1 protein-coding gene is annotated in these 20,992 nt (G+C 70.4%); it reads right to left on the bottom strand.

Going from position 1 to position 20,992, the window contains the following annotated elements:
* Positions 1 to 16: 16 nt before the first annotated feature.
* Complete coding sequence (locus COA07_RS18275; protein ID WP_096640935.1) at positions 17 to 20,872, bottom strand: cadherin domain-containing protein; 20,856 nt, start codon at positions 20,870 to 20,872, stop codon at positions 17 to 19.
* Positions 20,873 to 20,992 lie beyond the last annotated feature (120 nt).

Raw genomic sequence — 20,992 nt, 5'->3', positions numbered from 1 at the left:
CGGCCGGCGCCGGGGATCAGCCGGTCATCGCGAGCGTCGCGATCTTCACCGTGTGGCTGGAATCGCTGTAGAATTCCCAGGTATTGCCGTTGTGGACCACCTCCGCGCCGGCGGCGATGTTGATCGTGTCGTTCGCATCCTTGGTGATGGTCAGGTAGGAATCGTTGCCCTGCCCGGCCATGTTGCGGATGAAATCGGCGTCGATCGTCATGTTCGCCTGGACGTTGTTGCCGGTGAACGAAATCTCCTCCACATGGCTCAGCCTCGACAGGTCGCCCGCGGTGATCGCGCGGCCGATGTCGGTCAGCGTCACCGTGTCGCGCCCGCCCAGCCCGTCGAAGCTGATCCCGGTGTTGAGGTTGAGCAGGATCTGGTCGTCGAACGCGCTGCCCAGCACATGTTCGATCCCGGTCAGCGTATCGCCGTTCGCCTCGCCGCCGGTGCCCGATCCGTTGGCGGCCGACAGGTTGAGCGATATGCCCGCCGTCGCATCGGCGTAGCTGGCGGTATCGTCGCCCGCCCCGCCGTCCAGCGTATCCGCGCCCAGCCCGCCCATCAGCCAGTCGTTGCCGCCGCCGCCGTGCAGATCGTCGTTCCCGGCCCCGCCGCTCAGCGCATTGGCCAGCGCATCGCCGAAGATCGAATCGGCATGGGCCGAACCGATCACCTGCTCGACGCCGTCGATCGTGTCGCCCTGCGCATCGCCGCCGGTGTTGGCCGATCCGTCCAAATGGACGGTCACGGCGGCGGACGACCCGGAATAATCGACCGTGTCGATCCCGTCGCCGCCGCGCAGCGTATCGGCGCCCGCGCCGCCGATCAGCATGTCGTCGCCGGCCATGCCCGACAGCGTGTCGGCCCCCGCGCCGCCGACCAGCCGGTCCGCGCCGCTGGTGCCGGTCAGCACCTCGCCCACCACGTCCATCACGCTGACGGTCGTGGCCTGCATCGTCACCAGCGTCCCGTCGGATACCATCACGTTGAGGTTGTAGACATTGTCGCGCCCGGCATCGCCCGGCGTCTCGAAATCCGGCGCCGTGCGGAACGTGAGCGCCCCGGTCGCCGAATCGATGTTGAACAGCGACGCATCGGCGCCGCCCGCGATGGCATAGACCAGCGCCGCGCCCTCCGGGTCGCGGGCCTGCACCGTGCCGACCGCGGTCGCGTTTTCGTTGACCGAGAAAGCGGATGTGGTGACGACCGGCGCCTCGTTGACGTCGCTGACCGTCACCTGGATCATCTGCACGCTGGTGTTGGTGCCGTCGGAGACGCTCACCTGCACCTGGTTGTCGCGATTGCCGGTTTCGTAGTCGGGCGCACTGGCGAACGACAGGACGCCCGCCGCCGAGATCGTGAAGCGGTTCGCATCCGCGCCGCCGGTGATCGAATAGGTCAGCGCGGCCCCTTCCGGATCGCTGGCGGCGACGGTCATCACGGTGGTGCCGTTTTCCGCCACGGTCACGGCCGACGGCGCGGTGATGCGCGGCGCCTCGTCGACGTTGCGAACGGTGACGGTTACCGTCTGCGTCGTCGCCAGCGATCCGTCCGATGCCAGCACCTGCACCTGGTAGCTGGTCTGCCCCGATTCGTAATCGGGGGCGGAACGGAACGCCAGTTGCCCGGTGGCCGCGTCGATCGTGAAGCGCCCGCCGTCCGCACCGCCAGCGATGGCATAGACCAGCGTCTGTCCGGCATCCGGATCGGTCGCGGCGATCGTCGTGACCGCGGTCTGGTTTTCGTCGATCGCGACGCTGGCGGTCGGCGCCAGCACCGGCGCCTCGTTCACGTTGGTGACGGTGACGGTGAAGGTGCGGGTCGCGGTCTGCGTGCCGTCCGACGCGCCGATCGTCACCTGGAAATTGCCCGCGCCGACCGTCTCGTAATCCTGCGCCGTCACCAGCGAGAGCGCGCCGGTATTGCCGTCGATCGTGAAGCGGTTCGCATCCGCCCCGCCGGTGATCGAATAGGTCACCGCCGCCCGTTCTGGGTCCAGTGCGGAGATGGTGGCCACCGCCAGGCTGTTTTCCGCGACGCTCAGCGCGCTGCCGCCCTGGAAGGCCGCCGCCTCGTTGACGTCGGCGACGGTCACCGCCACCGCCTTGTCCGACGACCGCCCGGTCTGATCGGTGGCGCGCAGGACCACGTCATAGATGTTGTTCGCGCCCGCGTCGGCAGGTGCCTCGCGGTCGGGGGCGGCCACGAACGCCAGCGCGCCAGTGGCCGCGTCGATCGTGAAGCGCGCCGCATCCGCACCGCCCGCGATCGACCAGCTGACCGTATCGCCGCTGTTCGGATCGCTGGCCGTCGCGGTCATCACCGCAGTGGTGTTCTCGTTGATCGTGGCCGTCGCGGGGGAGGTGATCGCGGGCGGTCGCTGGTCGCGCGCGACGTCGACCGTCACCGCCTGCTGCGTGGTGTTCGCGCCGTCGCTGGCCGTGACGACGACATTGTAGCGATTGTCATGCCCCTGATCGGCCGGATTGTCGTAGCTGGGCGCGGTGACGAAGCGCAGCGCGCCGGTCGCGCTGTCGATCGTGAACAGCGCCGCATCGGTGCCCGACAGACCGTATTGCAGCGTCTGCCCTTCGGGATCGGTCGCCGCGGCGGTCAGCACCGCCGTAGTTCCTTCCACCACCGTCGCGGTCGTGGCGGAGGTGAACACCGCCGCCTCGTTGACGTTGGTCACCGTCACGGTCAGCGCCTTGTCGACGCTGTTGGTCCCGTCGCTGACGGTGACCGTCACCTGATAGGCGTTGTTGCCGTCGGCATCAGCCGGCGCCTCATAATCGGGGCCGGCGACGAAGGTGAGGACGCCGGTGGCCGGATCGACCGCGAACTTCGCGGCATCGGCACCGCCGCTGATCGACCAGGTCAGCGTCGTCCCCGCATCCGGATCGCTTGCCGACAGGGTGGCCACCGCCGTCCCGTTCTCCGAGCGCGACAGCGCCGCACCGGTCGTGATCGTCGGCGCTTCGTTCACGTTGCCGACGTTGATCGTCAGTGCCTGCGTCTGCGATGCGCCATGCGAATCGGTCGCGGTCAGCGTCAGCGACCGGGTCTGCGCCGCTTCATAGTCCAGGCTGACCCCGTTCTTCAGCCGCACGCTGTTGCCGTCGACCACGAACAGCGCCGCATCGGCCCCGCCCAGCGTATAGGTCAGCGTATCGCCGGCATCGACATCGCTCGCGGTGAAGGTCGCGACCGTGGCGGCGGCGGCATTTTCCATGACCGTGCCGACGCCCGACAGCGCCAGCACCGGCGCCTCGTTGACGTTGGCAATGGTCACCGCCATCGCCTGGTTGACGGTGTTCGTCCCGTCGTTGGCGCTGACGACCAGATTGTAGACGTTGTCCGCGTCGTCATCGCCGGGTGCCTCGAAGTTCGGTGCGGCGGCGAAGCGCAGCGCGCCGGTCGCGCTGTCGATGGTGAACAGCGACGCATCCGTGCCCGAAATCGAATAGGTCAGCGTCGTCCCCGCGTCCTGATCGCTGGCGCGCACGGTGACCACGGCGGCGGCGTTCTCCGCCACCGAAACCGCCGCGGGGGAGGTGAACACCGGTGCCTCGTTGACGTTGGTCACCGTCACGGCGGTCGTGCGCGACGTGGTGATCGCCCCATCGCTGACCGAGACGGTGAGGTCGTAGACGTTGTTCTGCCCCTGATCGGCGGGCGCGTCATAATCGGGCGCAGTGCGGAACGCGATCGCGCCTGTCGCACTGTCGATGGTGAACAGCGCCGCATCCGCACCCGACAGCGAATAGGTCAGCGTCGTGCCACCATCCACGTCGCTCGCGGTGGCGGTGGCGACCGCGGTGCCGTTCTCCGCCAGCGTATAGGATGCCGCGACGGTCAGCACCGGCGCTTCGTTGACGTTCGTCAGCGTCACCGCCATCGCCTGGTTGACGGTGTTCGTCCCGTCGCTGGCGCTGACGACCAGATTGTAGACGTTGTCGGCGCCATTATCGCCCGGCGCCTCGAAATTCGGCGCCGCGGCGAAGCGCAGCACGCCCGTCGCGCTGTCGATGGTGAACAGCGCCGCATCGGTGCCGGAAATCGAATAGGTGACGGTCGCGCCGGCATCCGGATCGGCCGCGCGGGCGGTGACCACGGCGACGCCGTTTTCCGCCACCGACACCGTCGCTGGCGAGGTGAAGGCCGGCGCTTCGTTGACGTTGCCGACGTTGACGGTGAGCGCGCGCGTCTGCGACAGGCCCTGCGCATCGGTGACGGTCAGCGTGAGGTCGCGCGTCGCGGCCTGTTCATAGTCCAGGCCGACGCCGTCGCGCAGCCGCACGGTCGTACCGTCGACGACGAACAGGTTCGCATCCGCCCCGCCCAGCGTATAGGTCAGCGTATCGCCCGCATCGGGATCGCCCGCCGTGAAGGTGGCGACGGTCGCGGCGATCGCGTTTTCGTTGACCGTGCCGACGCCGGTCAGCGCCAGCGTCGGCGCTTCGTTGACGTTGGTCACCGCGACGGCCAGGTTCTGCGTCGTGACGTTGGTGCCGTCCGATACCTGCACGGTGACGTTGTAGACGTTGTCGCCGCCGGCATCGGCGGGATGTTCATAATCGGGCGCGGCCGCGAACGACAGCGCGCCGCCCGCGCCGATCGTGAACTTCGCCGCATCCGCGCCGCCCGCGATCGACCACGTCAGCGTGGTGCCCGCGTCGGGATCGGTCGCGGTCAGCGTGCCGATCGCGGTGCCGTTCTCGCCGCGGGTCGGCGACGCCGCGGAGGTGATCGTCGGCGCTTCGTTGACGTTGGTGACGTTGACGGTGATCGTCTGGATATGCGTCGAGCCGTCCGTCGCCGTCGCGGTGACCTGCACCGTGCGCGTCGCACCCGCCTCGTAATCCAGCGCCGCCCCGTTCGCGAGCAGGATTTGGTTGCCGGAGATCGTGAACAGCGATGCGTTCGCGCCCCCGGTGATGGCATAGGTCGCCGCCCCGCCATCCGCCAGCGCCAGCGTCGCCGCGACGGTGCCGCCGGCGCTGTTTTCCGCGATGCTGCCGGACTGGCTGATCGACATGCCCGTCAGCAGGCGCGCCGCGGTCAGCGTGCCGTCGGCGAACTGGAATTTCTCGACATTGCGGACGGTATCGTGCCCGTCCCCGCCATCGAGCGTAAAGGTGCGCGAACCGGTGGCGTAGCTGACCGAATAGCCGCTGCGATCCCCGCCGAAGATCGCCGTGTCGGTGCCGATCCCGCCGTCGATCTGGTCGTCCCCCGCGCCGCCGCGGATGACGTCGTCGCCCCCTGTGAGGACGGTATCCGTCGGGCGACCGGGGACGTTGACGTTGTCGATGGCATAGCTTTCGTTACTGGCCGCTTCGTTCATGTTCGAACCGAAGCCGAGCGTCAGCGTCCCGTTGGACGGCGTCGGCAATGTCAGCGTGACCGTCAGCTTGAGGTCGTTGCCCGACCAGGCGCTCGAATAATTGCCTGCCGCCAGCGCGGCAGTGTAGGTCGCGCCCCCCTGCGGCGTTATCGCGATGTCGGAAAGTGACGAACTGCCGAAACCCCGCTGCGAGATGATCGAAAGGGCCACCGCGCCGTTGACGTAGACGTTGACGCCTTCGTTCGCGTCGAACGAATCCAGCAGGTAGACGTCGAAGCTGACCGTCGTCGTCGCCGCCGAGCTATCCTCCAGATCATAGCTCTTGACGACCTGCTGCACGAAACTGGCATTGCTGCCCGAACCGCCCACCGGCCCCAGCACCATCGCGCCGGTGAGCAGCTGGGACGTGGCGACCGGCGCACCGCCCGGCACGCGCCACCCGGACGCGCCGGTTTCGAACGTGTCCGTCGCCACCGCGGCAAAGGCGTTGCCGTCACCGCTGATAAGATCGTTGCCGTCGCCGCCGTCGATCGCGTCGTTGCCGAACCCGCCGCTGATCGTGTCGTCGCCGGCGCCCCCCGACAGCGTGTCGTTGCCGCCCGCGGCGGCGAACACGACCTTGTCCAGCGACACGCCGCCGCCGTTGTGCATGAATTCGATCTTGTCGCTGCCGCCGGTTCCGGTGACGGTATAGGCATAGCTGGACCAGCTGTTGGACGTGCCGCCGGTATTGATCGTGTCGATCACGGTCCCGTTGAACAGGACCTGCACCGGACCGGTATCGGTGGCGGTCCAGCTTCCCAGATCGAACTTCAGGACATAGGTCTCGCCCGCGACCGTCGTCACGTTCTGCCACACATCGGCGGTGCCGCTGCTTCCCATCTTCAGCGACTGGTTCGTCGCCGCGCCATCGGCGATGACCTGGCTGTTGAAGATCTGGATACGGCCGTCGGCCGTCTGCCACCCGGCCGTGCCGCTGCCGGTGGCGATCCATGCGTTGCCGTTCCGCGCGATCCCGGCATAGGCCTCGAACGACCCGTTCACCAGCAGGTTGGCGGCGGTGCCATAGGTGACGAGATTGCGCAGATCGATCGCGGCGCTCGCGTCGCCGTAGATGGCGTCGTTGCCGTCGCCGCCCGCCACCGTGTCGTTGCCCAGCCCGCCGGTCAGGACGTTGTCGCCCGCATCGCCCGTCAGCATATCGTTGCCGATCGAGCCGATGACGCCCTCGATCCCGATCAGCGTATCGCCCTGCGCATCCCCGCCGCTGACGGTGGAGGTGGCCAGATTGACCGTCACCGCCGCCGCCGACAGCGCATAGGACACCACGTCGCTGCCCGCGCCGCCGTCCAGCCGGTCGGCCCCCGCGCCGCCGATCAGCACGTCGTCGCCCGCACCGCCGGACAGCGTGTCGTTGCCCAGCCCGCCGTCCAGCGTGTTGGCGCCGCCGTCGCCGGTCAGCGTATCGGCATAATCGGTGCCGGCCAGATTCTCGATGCCCGCCAGCGTATCGGTCACCAGGCCCGCCCCTTCCAGCCCTTTGGTCTGGGTCGCCAGCTGCTGGATCTCGGCCTGGGTCAGCGCGGTGCTGAACACCGCGAAATCGTCGATCTTCCCGTCCAGCGCGCGGCTGGCGTCCCAATCGCGGCCCAGATAGTTCGTGCTGTACGTGCTGCTGCTCAGCGTGACGTTATGGTCGGTGGAGGCCACCAGCTCGCCGTTGAGATAGATCATCATCCGGCCGGCCTGATACGTGACCGCGACGTCGTACCACGTTCCGGCCGCGGTCAGCCCGCCGGCCGTCGCGGTGCCGAAGGCGGTTGCCGTCGTCCCGTCGCGGATCTCGAAATAGAGGCCGCCGGCGTTCGTCCGGGAAACGAAGATCTGGCCCGCGCTGCTGGCCGCGCCGTTGATGCCGAACCGGAAGATGCCTTCGTTCGCGCCCGCCGCGCGATCGAAATTGACCTTGGCGGCGACGGTGAAGCTTTCGCCGAACGTCAGCGAACCGATCGTCGCGACGCTGCTGTTGTTGCCCGCGAAGTCCAGCGCCTGGCCGCCGTGCGCGTCCGCCACCCAGCCCACGTTGCTCAGCGTGACGCGCTGCGACCCGCTGATCGAGGTGGAAGCCGTGCCATTGCCTTCGGAAAAGCTCCACCCCGCGACCAGGCTGGCGTTGGTATAGACGCCCGCGGCGCCCTGCGTCCCGGCATCCCCGCCATAGGCGATGCCGGTCGCCAGGTTCGCGTTGACCGCGGCGCCCGATCCCGCCCAGCTGGCCGTATCCACGCCCATCCCGCCGATCAGCGCGTCGGCACCGGCGCCGCCGATCAGCGTGTCGTCGCCGATACCGCCGTACAGCACGTCATTGCCCGCGGCGCCCAGCAGCATGTCGTTGCCGCGTCCGCCGTCCAGCGCATTCGCCCCGCTGTCGCCCGCGATATAATCGTGGGCGTTGCTGCCGACGACATTCTCGATATTCTGGATCAGATCCGCACCCGCGAACCCGCCCCATGCCTTGGTCGCGACATTGCCGTTGATCGCCAGATCGACGGTGATGCCGCCCCAGGTGTTGGTTTCGCCATAGTTCAGCGTATCGACGCCCGCTCCGCCGTGCATCGTCCCGGCGTTGGAATTGCCGATCAGCTGGTCGTTGCCGGATCCCGCGAAGAACGCCGTCAGCGACTGCCATCCCTTCAGGATGTCGCTGAAATTGGAACCGACGACATTCTCGAAGCCGGAGGTGATGTCGGTTCCCGCGCCCACCGTGTTGACCGCGGTATAGGTCAGGACGCCCGACACCCAGGTGTAGTAGTTGACGACCGTGCGCACGCCCGCGGCGGCGGTGATGTAGCTCAGCGTATCGGTGCCGTTGCCGCCGTCGAGCGTGTCATTGCCCATCCCGCCGTCGATCGTGTCGTTGCCGTCGTTCCCCTTGATGGTGTTGGCGTTGGCATCGCCGGTCAGCGTGTCGTTGAGGTTCGATCCGTTGACGTTCTCGATCCCGGTCAGAACGTCGCCCGCGGCAAAGCCGCCGGACGCCGCGCCCGTCGCCAGGTTGACCGTCACCGCCGCGTTCGAACGGCCGTAGGAAACGGTATCGCTGCCCGCGCCGCCGACCAGATTGTCCGCGCCGCTGCCCGCGACCAGATAATCGTCGCCGGCGCCGGCATCCAGCTTCCCGCCGGTGTCGTTGGCATAGAAATAGTCGTTGAACGCCGATCCGATGACGTTCTGGATATTGGTCAGCGTGTCGCCTTCGGCATCGCCGCCGACGCCGGTGTTCGGGTTGACGGTGAAGGTGACGTTATTGCCCGACGACGCCGTGCCGTTCCACGATGCGTTGATGTTGACGTACACCGCCGCGCCGGATGCGGAATAGTCCGCGGTATTGTTGCCCGCACCCCCGTCGATCACGTCCGCGCCCGCCATACCCGCCAGCACGTCGTCGCCATCGTCGCCCAGCAGCGTATTGGCGCCGGCATCGCCGGTCAGCACATCGTTGAACGACGAACCGGTGACCTGCTCGATATTGGACAATAGGTCGCCCTCGGCATCGCCGCCGGTGTTGACGTTGGTGGTCAGGTTGACCGTGACCCCGGCCTGCGACCCGGCGTAGCTGACGACGTCGACGCCCGCGCCGCCGTCGATCGTGTCCGCGCCGTCCAGCCCGGCCAGCAGATCGTCTCCGTCGCCGCCGGCCAGCATGTTGTCGCCCGCATCGCCGGTCAGCACGTCGCCGAACGCCGAACCGGTCAGATTCTCGATCGCGGTCAGCACGTCGCCCGACGCGTCGCCGGTGGAAACCTGCGCGGTCGTCATGCGCAGGTCGACCGTCACCGCCGCGGTCGACGCGGCATAGCTGGCGGTGTCCGCGCCCGCGCCGCCATCCAGCGTATCGGCCCCGCCGCCGCCCTGCAGCACGTCGTTGCCCGCCCCGCCCGACAGCATATTGGCGTTCGCATCGCCGGTCAGCCGGTCGTTGAGCCCCGATCCCAGGATATTCTCGAACTCCGACAGGATGTCGCCCGCCGCATCGCCGGCGGACAGCTGCGCCGTCGCCAGCGTCAGGTCGACCGTCACGCCCGCGTTCGAACCGGCGTAGGATATCGTGTCGACGCCGTCGCCGCCCTGCAGCCGGTCGGCGCCGCCCCCGCCCTCGATGACGTCGTTGCCGCCATTGCCCTTGATGAGGTTCGCTCCGCCGTCGCCGGTCAGCGTGTCGCCGGAATTCGATCCGTATACGCCCTCCACCCCGACATAGCTGTCGCCCTGCGCGAAACCGCCCGAACCCAGCCCGGTGCCCAGGTTCACGGTCACGGCCGCATTGCTCATGACGTAGTTGACGACGTCGCCGGAACCCGCGCCGCCGTCGAACTGATCGCCCCCGGCATTGGCGACGAGATTGTCGTCGCCCGCACCGCCGGACAGTTTCCCGCCCGCGGCGGACGCCGCCAGAATGTCGTCATGGGCGGAACCGATGACGTTCTGGATGTTGGTCAGCACGTCACCCTCGGCATCGCCGCCGCGCGCCATCGCGCTGGTGACCGACCCCGCCGGCGTCGCGATCGCGAAGGACGCCAGGTCGACATAGACGGCGGAAGCGGATGCGCCGTAATCCGCGGTGTTGTTGCCCGAACCGCCGTCGATCGTGTCCGCCCCGGCCAGCCCGGCCAACACGTCGTCGCCCGCCCCGCCGCGCAGGACGTTGGCCGCCGCGCTGCCGGTCAGCACGTCGTTCCCGGCGCTGCCCGTCAGGTTCTCGATCGCGATCAGCATGTCGCCATCGGCATGGCCGCCCGCACCGACCCCGGTCGTCAGGTTGACCGCGACCGCGCCGGTGGAGGCCGAATAGTCCGCGGTGTCGATGCCGTCGCCGCCGTCCAGCGTGTCGGCGCCCGCGCCGCCGTCCAGCGCATCGTCGCCCGCGCCGCCGGTCAGCACGTTCGCGCCGCTGTCCCCGGTCAGCTGATCGGCATAGGCGGAACCGATCGCATTCTCGACGGCGCTCACGCGGTCGCCCTGTGCATAGCCGCCCGATACGGCGCCGGTGCCCAAGTTGACGACGACGCCGGCGGTCGACGCGGCATAATCGACCGTGTCGTTGTCCAGCCCGCCGTCGATCGTGTCGGCCCCCGCACCGGCGACCAGCACGTCATTGCCCGCACCGCCGGCCAGCGTGCTGCCCGCAGCCGCCGCGACCAGCCGGTCGGCATAGGCCGATCCGGTGACCTTCTCGAACCCGCTCAGCACGTCGCCCGACGCATCGCCGCTCGATACCTGCGCCGTGGTCAGGTTGAGGTCGACAGTGACGCCGCTGCCCGAACCGGCATAGCTCACCGTGTCGAACCCGCTGCCCCCCGCCAGCGTGTCAGCGCCGCCAAGCCCTTCGATGATGTCGTCGCCGTTCGCGCCCTGGATGTTGTTGACCCCGGCCGTCCCGGTCAGGACGTCGGCGAAGTTCGACCCATAGATACCCTCGATCGACACCAGCGTATCGCCCTGCGCGAAACCGCCGGTGCCGGTGCCGAGCGTCAGATTCACCGTCACGCCCGCGGTCGATCGCGCGTAGTTGATCACATCGGTATCGGCGCCGCCGTCGATCGCATCGGCACCCGCGCCGGCCACGACGATGTCCGCGCCCGCACCTGCGGTGATCCGCCCCCCGGTGCCGGCGATCAGATAGTCGGCGTACGCCGAACCGATCAGGTTCTGGATATTGGCCAGCGTGTCGCCCTGCGCGTCGCCGCCCAGCCCGGTACCGGCCTGGATCGTGCCGCCGGCGATCTGGCTGGCGGAAAGCGCCCCGGTGCTCAGGTTGACCTGCACCGCCGCCGCCGACGCCGAATAATCGGCGGTGTTGCTGCCGGTGCCGCCGTCCAGCACGTCCGCGCCGCCCAGACCGGCCAGCACGTCGTCGCCCGCGCCGCCGCTTACGACGTTGACGCCCGCATTGCCGGTCAGCCGGTCGGCGTAGGCCGAACCGGCCAAATTCTCGATATCGACCAGCACGTCGCCGGTCGCGTCCCCTGCCGTGCCGGTCCCGGTCGCCAGGCTGACCGTGACCGCGCCGGTCGCACCAGCGTAGCTGGCAGTGTCGGTGCCCGCGCCGCCGTCCAGCCGGTCGGCGCCCGCGCCGCCCTCCAGCACGTCGTCGCCCGCACCGGCGGTCAGCACGTTGGCGCCGGCATCGCCGGTCAGCGCGTCATCGAAATCGGAACCGACGACCTGTTCGATCGAACGCAGCACGTCGCCCTGCGCATAGCCGCCGCTGTTGGCGCCGGTGGCCAGATTGACGGTCACCCGCGTGGTCGACCCGGAATAATCCGCAACGTCGGCACCGGTGCCGCCGTCCAGCACGTCCGCACCGTCGCCCGCGATCAGGCGGTCGTCGCCACCGCCGCCCAGCATCGTGCTGCCCGCCATGGTGGCCTGGATCACATCGGCAAAGGCGGTACCGATCGCGTTCTCGATCGAGATCAGCGTATCGCCCTGCGCATCGCCGCCGGCCGCCGTGCCGGTCGCCAGGTCGATCGTGACGCCACCGGTCGACGCGGAATAATCGACCGTGTCGCTGCCGGTGCCGCCGTCCAGCACGTCCGCCCCGCCCAGCCCGGCGAGGACGTCGTCGCCCGCCCCGCCGGTCAGCCGGTTGCCCCCCGCATCGCCCGTCAGCGTATCGGCGAGGGCCGATCCGACCAGATGTTCGATCCGGGTCAGCGTGTCGCCCTGCGCATCGCCGCCCGTGCCGGTGCCGGCCGCCAGGCTGACCGTGACGCCCGCGGCCGATCCGGCGTAGCTGGCGGTGTCGCTGCCCGCGCCGCCGTCCAGCACGTCGGCCCCCGCGCCGCCGGTCAGCATATCGTCGCCGGCCCCGGCCAGCAGCGCGTTGACCGCCGCGTCACCCGTCAGCGTATCGTTGCCGGCCGAACCGATCACCCGCTCGATCCCGCGCAGGATATCGCCGTCGGCATCGCCGCCGATGCCGGTGCCCAGCGCCAGATCGACCGTCACGCCCTGTACCGATGCGGAATAGTCGGCGGTATCGACGCCGCTGCCGCCGTCCAGTTCGTCCGCGCCGGCATTGCCGACCATGACGTCGTCGCCATCGCCGCCGCGCAGCACGTCGTTGCCGACGTTGCCGCGCAGCGTGTCCGCGCCCGCATTGCCTTCCAGCGTCGATCCGGCCGCCGCGGCCTGCAACAGGTCGTCATAGGCCGAGCCGACGGCACGCTCGATGTCGGAGATGACGTCGCCGGTCGCATCACCGCCGATCGCGGTGCCGGCCTGCAGGTCGATGGTGACGCCCGCGCCCGACGTCGCATAGTCGATCGTGTCGAACCCGGCGCCGCCGCGCAGCACGTCAGCCCCCGAACCGCCGCGCAGCACGTCGTCGCCCAGGCCGCCGTCCAGCGTGTCGGCACCCGCGCCGCCGTCCAGCATGTCCGCGCCCGCGCCGCCGGTCAGCGTGTTGGCGCCGCCGTTGCCGACCAGCACGTCGTCGCCGGCGGTGCCGATCGCATTCTCGATCTCGCGCAGCGTGTCGCCATCGGCCAACCCGCCGACGCCGGTGCCGCTGCCCAGATCGACGCGGACGCCGGCCGTGGACGCCGAATAGTCGACCGTGTCGACGCCGTCGCCGCCGACCAGGCTGTCCGCCCCCAGGCTGCCGAGCAGCATGTCGTCGCCCGCGCCCGCCACCAGCGTGTCGGCGCCAGCGCTGCCGCCCAGCCGGTCGGCGAACGCGGAGCCGATCACCTTCTCGATCGAGATCAGCGTGTCGCCGGCCGCATCGCCGCCCGCGCCGGTACCGGCCGCCAGGTCGACCGTCACGCCCGCCCCGGATGCCGAATAATCGGCGGTATCGTCGCCCGCGCCGCCGTCCAGCACGTCCGCGCCGCCCAGCCCGGCCAGCACGTCGCCGCCCGCCCCGCCGGTCAGCCGGTTCGCGCCGCCGTCACCGGTCAGATTGTCCGCCTGCGCGGAACCCAGGATATCCTCGAACCCGCTGATCTGGTCGCCCGCCGCATCGCCGCCCGCCGCGACGCCCGTCGTCAGGTTGACGGTCACCCCGCTGGACGAGGCGGAATAGTCGAGCAGGTCGATCCCCGCGCCGCCGTCCAGCGCGTCCGCGCCCGCGCCGCCACGGATGACGTCATTGCCCGCGCCGCCGGCGATCGCATTGGCGCTGGCCGATCCGGTCAGCACGTCGTCGAACGCGCTGCCGATCACCCCTTCGACCGCGGTCAGCACGTCGCCCTGCGCGAACCCGCCACCGGCCGCGCCGCTGGCCAGGTCGATCGTCACCCCGGCGGTCGACGCCGAATAATCGACCGTGTCGCTGCCCGATCCGCCGTCGAACGTCTCCGCGCCCGCGCCCGCCACCAGCATGTCGTCGCCGCCCTGCGCGCGAATGACATGCGTGTGCGCATCGCCGACGAAGCGGTCGGCCGAACCGCTGCCGATCACCGCCTCGATCCCGGTGAAGCTGTCGCCCTGCGCGTCGCCGCCCTGCCCGGTGCCGCTGGCGAAGTCGATCGTCACGCCCTGTACCGACGCGCCATAGTCCAGCGTGTCGAACCCGCTGCCGCCGTCGATCTCGTCCGCGCCGCCGCCGCCGGCGATCACGTCGTCGCCCGCGCCGCCGCTCAGCCGGTTGACCCCGGCATCGCCGGTCAGCCGGTCGGCGAAGGCGCTGCCGGTGACGTCCTCGATCGCGGTATAGCGGTCGCCCGCGGCATCGCCGGCCGCGCCGATGCCGGTCGCCAGATTGACGGTGACCCCGGCGGACGACGCCGAATAGTCGACGCGATCCTCACCCTGCCCGCCGTCGAGCGTATCCGCACCGGCACCGGCGGTGATGGCGTCGTCGCCCGCCCCGCCCGCGATCACCGAACCGGCAGCGGCGGCCTTGATGATATCGTCATGTGCCGAACCGATCGCGTTCTCGATCGACACCAATGTATCGCCAGTCGCATCGCCGCCGGCTGCGGTACCCGCCGCCAGGTCGATCGTCACCGCCGCGCCTGACGCCGCATAGTCCGCGGTATCGCTGCCCGCGCCGCCGTCCAGCACGTCGGCCCCGGCGCCGCCGGCCAGCCGGTCGTCGCCCGCCCCGCCACGCAGCCGGTTGGCACCGGCATCGCCGGTCAGCACGTCGTCGAAGTCGGACCCCATCAGGTTTTCGAACCGGGCGATCAGGTCGCCCTGCGCGTCGCCACCCTGCGCCAGCCCGGTCGCCAGATTGACGGTGACCGCGGCTGCGGACGTCGCATAGTCCAGCGTGTCGTTGCCTGCCCCGCCGTCCAGCACGTCGGCGCCGGCGCCGCCCAGGATCACGTCGTCGCCCGCGCCGCCGGTCAGCGTGTTGATGCCCGCCGTGCCGGTCAGCACGTCGTCGTACGCGCTGCCGGTCACTGCCTCGATCCCCGTCAGCATGTCGCCGTCGGCATCGCCGCCGGTGCCACGCTGGCTGGTCAGGTTGACGGTCACGCCGCCCCGCGAACCGGAATAGTCGGCGGTGTCGAAACCGTCGCCGCCCTGGATGATGTCCGCGCCCGCGCCGCCGTTCAGGACGTCGTCGCCCGACCCGCCGCGCAGCGTGTCGTCGCCTGCCGCACCAACGAGCTGGTCGTCGCCCGCACCGCCGATCAGGACGTTGCCGCCGCCGTCGCCGATCAGGATGTCGTCCTCGGCCGAACCGGTCACGTTCTCGATATCGACCAGCGTATCGCCCTCGGCATCGCCGAAATGCGCAAGGCCGACGGACAGGTCGACCTGCACCGCGTCCAGCGACGCGGAATAGTCCGCGGTGTCGGTGCCGTCGCCGCCGTCCAGTACGTCGGCCCCCACGCCGCCGGCCAGCGTATCGTTGCCCTGCCCGCCGCGCAGCGTCTCCCGACCCGCGGCACCGGTCAGCACGTCGTCGAACGCGGAGCCGAGCACCTGCTCGATCCCGTCCAGGATATCGCCCAGCGCGTCGCCGCCCGCATTCGCCCCGGTGGTCAGGTTGACGACCACCGCCGCGCCCGATGCGCGGTAGTCGGCGGTGTCGAACCCGTCGCCGCCGCGCAGGGTATCCGCGCCGGCGCCGCCCGCCAGCATGTCGTCGCCCGCACCGCCGTCCAGCGCGTTGGCGCCCGCATTGCCGGTCAGCGTGTCGCCCAGCGCGCTGCCGGTCACCGCCTCGATCCCGGTCAGCCGGTCCCCCTCGGCATCGCCGCCCCGGCCGACGCCGGTCACCAGATCGACGTCCACCGCCACGGTCGAGCGGTGATAGTCGGCGGTGTCGAACCCGGACCCGCCCTGCAGGGTGTCCGCCCCCGCGCCGCCGTCCAGCGTGTCGTCGTCGGCGCCGCCGATCAGCGTGTCGTCGCCGGCGCCGCCGGCCAGCCGGTCGTCGCCCGCGCCGCCGTCGATCGTGCTGCCCGCCCCGGTGCCGGTCAGCACGTCGTCGAACGACGAACCGCTGAGGTTCTCCACTGCGATCAGCACATCGCCGGTCGCGTCGCCGCCATCGGCAAGCCCGGTCGCCAGGTTGACGGTCACCCCCGCCGCGGAACCGGCGAAGCTGGCGGTGTCGATGCCGGTGCCGCCCGCGATCACGTCGGCGCCGCGCCCGGCGATCAGCATGTCGTCGCCCGCGCCGCCGGTCAGGATGCTGCCGGTCGCCCCGGCGCGCAGCTGGTCGCCATAGGCCGAGCCGACGACATTCTCGATGTCCGACAGCCGGTCGCCTTCGGCATCGCCGAACTGCGCGAAGCCGGTCGCCAGGTCGACCGACACGCCCGATCGGGACGTCGAATAATCGGCGGTGTCGACGCCGGCGCCGCCCGCCAGCGTGTCGGCGCCCGCACCGCCGGTCAGGTAATCGTCGCCCGCCCCGCCGGTGAGGACGTTGGCGTTGCCGTCGCCGGTCAGCCGGTCGTTCCCCGCCGATCCGGTCAGGTTCTCGATCCCCGACAAGGCGTCACCCTCGGCGTCGCCGCCATGGCCGACGCCATCGTTCAGGTCGATGCGCACCGCGCCCGCCGATGCCGAATAGTCGGCGGTGTCCAGCCCGCTGCCGCCGACCAGCACGTCCGCGTCGGCCCCGCCGGCCAGCGTGTCGTTGCCCTCGCCGCCGCGCAGCGTGTCGACGCCCGCGCCGCCCAGCAACCGGTCGTCGCCGCTGCCGCCCTCCAGCACGTCGTCGCCGTCCTGGCCCGACAGCACGTCCGCGCCGGCGCCGCCCAGGATCGTGTCGCCCGCGGCGGTCCCCGTGATCGCGTCGTCGAACGCCGAACCGACGACGCGCTCGATCGCGATCAGGCGGTCGCCCTCCGCATCGCCGCCGCTGCCGACGCTGCCGTCCATCGCGATCCGCACGCCGGCGCCCGATTCGGCATAGCTGACGGTGTCATAGCCCGCGCCGCCGTCCAGCGTATCGGCACCGCCCAACCCCGCCAGCTGGTCGTCGCCCGCGCCGCCGGACAGCAGCTCGTCCGCGCCCGATCCGCGCAGCTGGTCGTCGAACGCGGTAGCGATCACTTCCTCGATCGACGACAACGTATCGCCGCCCGCCAGCCCGCCGGCGCCCACGCCGGTCGTCAGGTCGACGCCGACCGCCACGGTCGAGGCCGAATAATCGACGGTGTCGAACCCGGTGCCCCCATCGATCCGGTCGGCGCCCAGCGACCCCTGGATGCGATCGTCGCCGCCCTGCCCGGACAGCACATCGGCCCCGTCGGAGCCGCGCAGCCGGTCGGCAAAGGCCGATCCCGACAGCCCCTCGATCCCGTCATATACATCGCCTTCGGCATCGCCGCCGCGATTGGCGCCGCCGTCCAGCCCGATATCGACCCCCGCGCCCGAACCGGCATAATCGGCAATGTCGATGCCCGCGCCGCCGATCAGCCGGTCGGCCCCGCCGCCGCCCGACAGACGGTCGTCGCCCGCGCCACCCGACAGCGTGTTCGCGCCCGCATCGCCGCCCAGCACGTCGTCGAACGCCGAACCGACCAGCGTTTCGATCCCGGTCAGCGTATCGCCCTGCGCGTCGCCACCGCGCCCAACGGTGCCGTCCAGCGCCACCGTGACGCCGCTGGCGGAGGTCGCGTAATCCGCAGTGTCGTTGCCCGCGCCGCCGACCAGCGTATCGGCGCCGGCGCCGCCCGCCAGCCGGTTGTCGAGCGCGTCACCGGTCAGCACGTCGTCGAACGCCGACCCGCGCAGATCCTCGATCCCGGTCAACCGGTCGCCCACGGCATCGCCGCCGCTGCCCATGCCGGTCGACAGGTCGACCGTCACCCCGGCCGCGGAGGCGCCGTAATCCGCCATGTCGCGGCCCGCGCCGCCGTCCAGCGTGTCCGCACCGCCGCCGCCCGCCAGCACGTCGTCGCCGGCCCCGCCGGCCAGCACATTGTCGCCGGCATCGCCGACCAGCAGGTCATCGAAGCTGCCGCCCAGCACCCGCTCGATCGCGATCAGGTGATCGCCCGCGGCGTTGCCGGTCGATTCGCGTCCGTCCAGATAGACCTGGATACCGGCGGTCGCGTCCGAATAATCGGCGGTGTCGAACCCCGCGCCGCCGTCCAGCGTGTCCGCCCCCAGCCCGCCGACCAGCAGGTCGTCGCCCGCGCCGCCGCGCAGCGTGTCGTCGCCACTGCTGCCGGTCAGCACGTCGGCAAAGGACGAGCCGCGCAGTTCCTCGATACCGGCCAGCCGGTCGCCCTCGGCATCGCCGCCGCGCCCGGTCTGCCCGTCCAGCCCGACGACGACGCCCGCGGCCGACGCGCTATAATCCGCGATGTCGCGCCCGCGCCCGCCGTCCAGCACGTCCGCCCCGCCGCCGCCGACCAGCGTGTCGTCGCCCGCCCCGCCGCTCAGCACGTTCGCAGCGGCATCGCCCGACAGCGTGTCGTCGAACGCCGATCCGGTCAGGTTCTCGACACGGGTCAGCATGTCGCCCTGCGCATCGCCGCCGCTGCCCGCCGTGCCGTCCAGCCGGACGGTCACCGCCGCGCGCGACCCCGAGTAATCGGCCACGTCGACGCCGTCGCCGCCGTCCAGCCGGTCCGTGCCGCCGCCGCCGACCAGCATGTCGTCGCCCGCCCCGCCGCTCAGCCGGTTGTCGCCCTCACCGCCGATAAGCATGTCGTCGAAGGCGGAGCCTTCCAGCCCCTCGATCGCGGTCAGCGTGTCGCCCGCCGCGTCGCCGGTCATCGCCGATCCGTCCAGCGCCGCGCGCACCCCCGCGCCCGCGCCGGCATAGCTGGCGATGTCGAAGCCCTCGCCGCCGTCCAGCACGTCGGCGCCGCCTGCGCCCTCCAGCACGTCGTCGCCCGCGCCGCCCGTCAGCACGTTCGCGCCTGCATCGCCGACCAGCCGGTCGCCGAACGCCGATCCGGTCAACCGCTCGACCCGGACATAGGTATCGCCCTCGGCATCCCCGCCCGCGCCCGCGCGCCCGTCGAGATAGACGGTCACCCCCACCTTGCTGGCGGCGAAGGTCGCGCTGTCGATGCCCGCGCCGCCGTCGATCCTGTCGGCCCCGGCCCCGCCGGTCAGCACATTGTCCCGATCGTCGCCCACCAGGGTGTCGTCGAACGCCGACCCGACCAGATTCTCGATCCCCGACAGCGTATCGCCCTGCGCGTCGCCGCCGCTGCCGGCGGTCCCGTCCAGATAGGCGGTGACGGCCGCGGCCGATGTCGCATAGCTGGCGGTGTCGGTCCCCTCGCCGCCCTTCAGCGCGTCCGCGCCGCCACCGCCGACCAGCAGGTCGTCGCCCTTGCCGCCTTCCAGCATTTCCGCCGCCGCGGCGCCGTACAGCGCATCGTTGCGGTCCGAACCGATGACATGTTCGATGCTGGTCAGCCGGTCGCCCTCGGCAGCGCCGCCGTGCGACGCGGTGCCGTCCAGGTGGATCTCCACCCCCGCCAGCGGGTCCTTCGGCGTGCCCTTCTCGTTCGCGAAGGCGGCGGCATAGGATATTGTGTCGGTCCCCGCCCCGCCGTCGATCGTGTCAGCGCCCGCGCCGCCGTCGATGACATTGTCGCCGTCGGCGCCGGTCAGCGTGTCGTCGAACGCCGATCCGGTCAGGTTCTCGACATGGGCATAGGTATCACCCTCGGCATAGCCGCCCTTGCCGGTGCCCGCCTTCAGGTCCGCCGTGACCGCGACGTTGGACATCTCATAGCTGACCGTGTCGGTCCCGCCGCCGCCCTCGATCTGGTCGGCACCGGCGCCCGCGATCACCACGTCGTCGCCATCGCCCGCGTCGATGACGTTACCCGGCGGGTTGGAAAACAGCACGTAGATCGGCGCGCCCGTGACCGGGTCGGTCGCCTTCATGTCGGCATCGCCGGTGACGACCTTGATGCCGAAGCGCGACGATACCTCGACCGCATAGGTGTAATTGGTGCCGTCCGTCGACAGCCCCAGGTCGACGGGCAGGAAGAATTCCGACTGGAAGCCGTTCGCCGCCGGAGTCTTCCCCGCGTCGGGCAGCGCATAGGTCAGCTGGATGTCGAAGCTGAAATGCGTCTCGCCGGGCGGATAGGTGACGACGACGCCATTGGCGTCGGTGTAGCTGGTGACGACCTTGATATTGCCCTGCTCGGCCGTGATGACCCAGCCCTTGTCGGTCAGCTTCGCATTCTCGACCGCATAGCCTTCAGGCAGCGAAGGGACGAGCACCTGGAGCAGCGACAGCCCCTTGGCCGGCACCATCGCGCTGACGTGCAGCGTGCGCAGCGACGTACCCGACGGCGCCTGCGCCGGGCTGTCGGCGTAGATACGGTCGGCGCTGCCGGTGCCGGTGATCGTCTCGCGCGCGGACTGCGCGGTGTAATTGACGCTGGTCGACGATCCGGTGCCGCCGGTCGATCCGGTGACGACGTTGACCTTGCCCTCGGTGGCGGTGTGGACGCCTTCCTTGTTGAAAAGCTCGAAACTCAGCGTGGGCACCAGCTTGCCCAGCCCGATGCCCGAACCCGATCCGTTGTTCTTGCCATCTGACGGGGTGGGCGAGCTGGGCACCGGGGCCGCGCTGGGCGGCGGCGCGGAGGACGCCAGCGTATCGCTGAGCTTCTCGGTCAGCCGCTTGCCCTGCTCGTCGGACGTGTGCCGCTCGTTCTCCTGCTTCTGCTCGGCTTCCTGCGCCTGCGTGGCGTCCTGCGGCTGGACCTCGGGCGACTTTGCCTTGTCGTCGGGCGCTTCCTTCTTCGGCGTGTCCGCATCTTCGGACGACAGGTTCAGCTTGAACAGCTGGCTCTGTTCCTTGATCTCGCCGACCGTGCCGATCAGGTCGGTGGCGGTGAAGCTCTTGTCGAGGAAGTCGATCGCGACCGCCTGGCCCGAAAAGGACGTCAGCGCCATGCCCGGAATGACGATGCGGCTGCCGTCGGCGAACACCAGCACGATATCGACGTCGACGATCTGCGCCTTGAACGGCGAATAGGGAATGTCGAGCCTGGCATGCCCGTCCGGACCGAGCTGGACGACCTTCAGCGCGGACAGCGACTTGATCTCCGCGCCCACGGACGCGGCCATGGCGGTGTCGATCCCGGACGGTCCCTCGACGGCGGCATGTGCGGGGGCAAGCGGGTTGGCCTTTCCGCCTGCCGGCCCTGCGGGAGATTTCGTCGCGTTGCCTGCCATGACGCCGGTTCT

The sequence above is a fragment of the Sphingomonas adhaesiva genome (assembly GCF_002374855.1).
In the GTDB taxonomy this organism is placed as follows: domain Bacteria; phylum Pseudomonadota; class Alphaproteobacteria; order Sphingomonadales; family Sphingomonadaceae; genus Sphingomonas; species Sphingomonas adhaesiva.
The sequence above is the reverse complement of the archived record's forward strand: the minus strand, read 5'-3'. Positions and strand labels throughout refer to the sequence as shown.